General features: G+C 63.9%; 1 pseudogene. It reads left to right on the top strand.

What is annotated here, in order from left to right:
• Window positions 1–78: 78 nt before the first annotated feature.
• Window positions 79–1,365 (top strand): annotated as a pseudogene (locus CFB24_RS22210) (transposase); the annotation flags it as partial.
• Window positions 1,366–1,515 lie beyond the last annotated feature (150 nt).

The raw sequence follows: 1,515 nt of genomic DNA, 5'->3' as shown, positions 1-1,515 counted from the left end.
TGGGGCCGTTGAAAAAGGCTTGGTTCGCTGATTCCATGGCTTCGTTCAGTGATTCATTTGATTCGTGGGGCGCCGGCGATGTTGGGCCGCAAGGAACGAAGCCAACTCGAACTCTTCATCACCGGCTCGCTGCGCGAGCTTGTCCCCGACGATCACGTGTTGGCGCGCGTCGACCGGGTTCTCGACCTGGACTGGCTTCATGAGGAGGTCGCCGATCTCTACTGCGCCGACAACGGCCGGCCGGGGATCGACCCGGAAGCCGCCGTCAGGCTGATGCTCGCTGGCTTCCTGCTCGGCATCGTTCACGACCGGCGCTTGATGCGCGAGGCGCAGGTTAATCTCGCGATCCGCTGGTTCGCGGGCTATGCGTTGCATGAGACGCTGCCCGACCATTCGACCCTGACGCGCATTCGCCAGAGATGGGGCGCGCTGCGCTTTCGGCGGATCTTCGAACGCAGCGTGCAGGCCTGTGTCGCCGCCAGGATCGCGAAAGGCGAGATCGTCCATGTCGATGCTTCGCTGATCCGCGCCAACGTCAGCTGGGAGAGCCTGGTCTCCCGGCATGTGGAGGCTGTCGACGAAGCCAACATCGAGCAAGTTCAGACGGCCAAGGCCAGCCGATCGACCGGCAAGTTCAAGAAGGTTTGCACGACCGACCCCGACGCCAGCATGGCGACGAACGGGCGAAACCGGCGGCTCGAGCCTGCCTACAAGCAGCATGCCGTAGTCGACGATCTGCGCGGCGTCGTGCTCGACGTCGAGGTGACGACGGGCGAGGTCAATGAAGGCCAGGTGATCGTTGAGCGCCTTGATGCGACGATGGCCGTGACCGGAACCGCGATAGCGACCGCCACCGCCGACGCGGGATATGCGTATGGCAAGGTGTTCGGCGCGCTGGAGCGACGCGGCATCGATCCCGTCATTCCGGCGAAAGCCGAGCCAATCCGGAGCAAGGTCCCGCTGCGCAGATTTCGCTACGACGCGCGTTACGACATTTTAAAATGTCCGCGCGGCCGGTTGCTGCGGCCGACGCGGCGGATCGAGCACGGACGTTTCTTCTATTCCCGCGCCGCCGACTGCGCGCACTGCGACCTTGCCTCTCTTTGCCTGTCCAAAGGCCGCGCCAACAAGGCGGTCGTGGTCAGCGACGAACACCCTGCGCTGCTGCGCGCCCGCCGCCGTCGCGAGAAATGGTCGGAAGAAGATCGGCGTTTGTACCGACGCCATCGCTGGCGGTCGGAGGGATTTCACGGTGAGGCGAAGGCTTGGCACGGTTTGGCTCGCGCCGTCCGGCGCGGGCTCGCCAACATGAAAATCCAAGCCTACCTCACCGCTGTCGCGATCAACCTCAAGCGGCTCGCCGCCGCCGTCCTGGCTCTATTTTGCTTATGGTTGCACCGTATCCTTCGCATCGAGGCAATCCTTGCGAGCTTGGGCGGGAGGCAAGGCATCGCGCCAGCCGCACAATGACTTCCACCTGTCCAACGCCGCATCTTGGCTTTTTCAACGGCCCCA

This window comes from Rhodoblastus acidophilus, from assembly GCF_900187365.1.
Taxonomy (GTDB): Bacteria; Pseudomonadota; Alphaproteobacteria; order Rhizobiales; family Beijerinckiaceae; genus Rhodoblastus; species Rhodoblastus acidophilus.
Note: the sequence above shows the minus strand (reverse complement) of the source record. Positions and strands in the feature narration are given on the sequence as shown.